The 3,611-nt window shown below is 67.4% G+C and carries 1 protein-coding gene and 1 pseudogene; both read left to right on the plus strand.

Translation table 11 applies throughout. From position 1 onward, the window contains the following. Positions 1 to 52 precede the first annotated feature (52 nt). Positions 53 to 1,219, plus strand: coding sequence for an efflux RND transporter periplasmic adaptor subunit (locus tag AB4Y84_RS16065; RefSeq protein ID WP_442250434.1), 1,167 nt, complete (start codon positions 53 to 55; stop codon positions 1,217 to 1,219). A 4-nt stretch (positions 1,220 to 1,223) separates the two neighbouring features. Then, positions 1,224 to 3,572 (plus strand): annotated as a pseudogene (locus AB4Y84_RS16070) (efflux RND transporter permease subunit); the annotation flags it as partial. Positions 3,573 to 3,611 lie beyond the last annotated feature (39 nt).

A 3,611-nucleotide genomic window follows, 5' to 3' on the forward strand; every position in this document is an offset into this window, starting at 1 on the left:
GTCTTCTATATTCGGCGCCGAACGCTCCCCCCGCGCGTGGAACCTGCTGCCGATGACCCTTCCGTACTTCTCCCTGCCTGCCGCGGGCTGGCGCCGGCCGCTGCTGGTGCTTGCCCTGGCTACCCTGCTGGCCGGCTGCGGCAAGGACGCGCCCAAACCAGGCAGGGCGACGCCGGAAGTTACCGTGCTGACGCTGCAGAACCAGGCGCTGGCGCTGGAGCAGGAGCTGCCGGGACGCACCATCGCCTCGCAGGAATCGGATGTACGCCCGCAGGTGGACGGGGTGCTGGTGAAGCGGCTGTTCGAGCAGGGGCAGCTGGTGAAGGCCGGGCAGCCCCTGTTCCAGATCGAGCCGGCGCTGTACCAAGCCGCCCTGAACGAGGCGCAGGCCAACCTGAAGACCGCCGAAGCGGCCGCCGTGACCGCGCGCCTGCGGGCGCAGCGGATGCAGGCGCTGGGCAAGGACCAGCTGGCCGCGCGGCAGGACGTGGACGATGCCATCGCCAGTGGCCAGCAGGCGGATGCGGCGGTGCAGGCTGCGCAGGCGGCGCGCGATACCGCCAGCACGCGGCTGGGTTTTGCCACAGTCACCGCTCCGATTGCCGGTCGCATCGGGCGCGCGCTGTTCACCCCGGGTGCGCTGGTGACATCCGCCCAGGCCGATCCGCTGGCGCGGATCCAGCAGGTGGATCCCATGAACGTGGACATCACCCAGTCCAGCAACGAGTACCTGGCGTTGCGTCGTGCCATTGCCGAGGGTGGCGTGCAGGCCAACAGCGCGCCGGTGCGGCTGCGGCTGTCCGATGGCACCGACTACCCGCTGCCGGGCACGCTGGAGTTCGCCGACATCGATGTGCAGCAGGAGACCGGCAGCATCACCCTGCGTGCGCAGTTCCCCAACCCCGAAGGACAACTGCTGCCGGGCATGTACGTGCGCGCGCAGGTGGGCCAGGGCACGCAGCAGCAGGCGCTGCTGGTGCCGCAGTCGGCGGTGGACCGCAGTGCCAAGGGCGAGGCGCAGGCGTGGCTGGTCGACAAGGAGGGCAAGGCGCGGCTGCGTACCTTCCGCACCGCCCGCGCGGTCGGCAACCAGTGGCTGGTGCTTGATGGCATCAGYGCTGGCGAGCAGGTGGTGGTGGCGGGGGCGCAGGGCCTTGCCGACGGCATGCCGGTGCGGATGAAGACGGCGCCCGTGACTGCGCCGGCCGGAAAGGACTGAGCGCATGCTGCCGCGCTTCTTCATCCACCGCCCCGTATTCGCCTGGGTACTGGCGATCTGCATCATGGCGTTCGGCACGATTGCGGTGACCCAGCTGCCGGTCGAGCAGTACCCGGACATCGCACCGCCGCAGGTCAACATCACCRCCAACTACACCGGCGCGTCTGCACAGACGGTGGAAGACAGCGTCACCCAGGTGATCGAACAGCAGATCAAGGGCATCGACCACCTGCTCTATTTTTCCTCCACCAGTTCGTCTTCGGGGCAGGCGCGGATCACGGTCACCTTCGACCAGAGCGCCAACCCCGATATCGCCCAGGTACAGGTGCAGAACAGCGTCAACCAGGCCATCAACCGCCTGCCGCAGGAAGTGCAGCAGCAGGGTGTGACCGTGGCCAAGTCGCAGGGCGACTCGCTGATGGTGGTTTCGCTGTACGACACCAGCCGGCGCATGGAGCGGGTGGACGTTTCCGATTTCCTGGTCAGCAACGTGCAGGACCCGATCAGCCGCATTGCCGGCGTCGGCGAGATCAATGTGTTCGGTTCGGCCTATGCGATGCGGGTGTGGCTGGATCCGCACAAGCTGCGTGCCTACGACCTGATGCCGTCGGATGTACGCAGCGCGATCCAGGCACAGAACACCCAGGTCACTGCCGGCGAGCTGGGGGCGTTGCCGTCCAGTGCGACGCAGAGCCTCAATGCCACCGTCACCGCGCAGTCGCGCCTGCAGACTCCGGAACAGTTCCGCGCGATCATCCTGCGCACGCTGCCCAGCGGCGCGGCGGTGCACCTGGGCGACGTTGCGCGGGTCGAGATCGGCGCGGAGAATTACCAGACCAGCAGCTTCCTCAACGGCTATCCGGCTGCGGGTTTCTCGGTGACCCTGGCCTCCGGCGCCAACGCGCTGGCCACTGCCGATGCAGTACGCGCGGAGCTTGAACGGCTGCGGCCTACGTTCCCGCCCGGGCTGCAGGTGGCCTATCCACGCGACAGCACGCCGTTCGTACGGGTCTCCATCGAAGGGGTCATCCACACCCTCATCGAGGCGATCGTACTGGTCGTGGTGGTGATGTTCCTGTTCCTGCAGAACCTGCGCGCCACCCTGATTCCTGCGATCACGGTGCCGGTGGTGCTGCTGGGTACCTTCGGCGTCCTCGCGGTGGCCGGTTTCACCATCAACACCCTGACGCTGTTTGCGATGGTGCTGGCCATCGGCCTGCTGGTCGATGACGCGATCGTGGTGGTGGAGAACGTGGAACGCATCATCCACGAAGAGCATCTGCCGCCACGCGAGGCAACCGAGAAGTCGATGGGCGAGATCACCGGTGCGCTGATCGGCATCACCGTGGTGCTCGGTGCGGTGTTCCTGCCGATGGCGCTGTTCGGCGGTTCCACCGGCATCATCTACCGGCAGTTCTCGATCACGATTGCATCGGCCATGACGTTGTCGGCGCTGGTCGCGCTGACCCTGACACCAGCACTGTGCGCGACCCTGCTCAAGCCCTCGTCGGCGCAGAAGCCACCGGGGCGCTTCTTCGCCGCGTTCAACCGTGGCGTCGACCGCAGCCAGTCGGCCTACCAGGGCAAGCTCGGTGGCGTGGTGTCCCGTCCGCGGCGCTGGATGGCGTTCTACCTGCTGCTGGTGATCGCCATGATTGCCTTGTACGCACGCATGCCCACCGGCTTCCTGCCGGTGGAGGACCAGGGCCAGGTGACCTTCCAGTTCTCCACGCCGGAAGGCACGCCGATGGCGCGCACCGAGGCGCTGGGCGAGCAGATCAGCCGTTACTTCATGGAGCACGGGAAGCAGAACCTGGACGTGGTGTTCGTGGTGGTCGGTCGCAACAACGCCGGTACCGGCCAGAATGCGGGGCAGGGCTTCCTGGCACTCAAGCCCTGGGACGAGCGCAAGGGCGACAACACCGCAGCGGCGATCATCGCGCGCGCCACTGCCTATTTCCGCAAGCTGCCCGATGCCAAGGTCAACGTGCTGGCGCCGCCGGCAGTGCGCGGCCTCGGGCAGTCCAGCGGTTTCGAACTGTGGCTGCAGGACACCAGCGCGGCCGGACGCGTGGCGTTGCAGGCCGCGCAGGAGCAGGTGGTACGCGCGGCCGGCGAAGACGACGGACTGACCTCGGTGCGATTGAACGGGCTGGGCGACAAGGCCGAGCTGCGGCTGGACATCGACCACGCCCAGGCCAGCGCGCTGGGCCTGGCACAGGCCGACATCAATTCCACGCTGTCTGCCGCCTGGGGTGGCAGCTACATCAATGATTTCCTGGATCGCGGCCGGGTCAAGCGTGTCTACATGCAGGGCGACCAGCCTTACCGCCACTGGCCGATGTCGTCGGGCACGCTGCGGTAAGGCTGGTCGCCCTGCATGTAGACACGC

Origin of the sequence: Stenotrophomonas sp. 2YAF22 (genome assembly GCF_052114665.1) — a bacterium.
Classification (GTDB): Bacteria; Pseudomonadota; Gammaproteobacteria; order Xanthomonadales; family Xanthomonadaceae; genus Stenotrophomonas; species Stenotrophomonas indicatrix.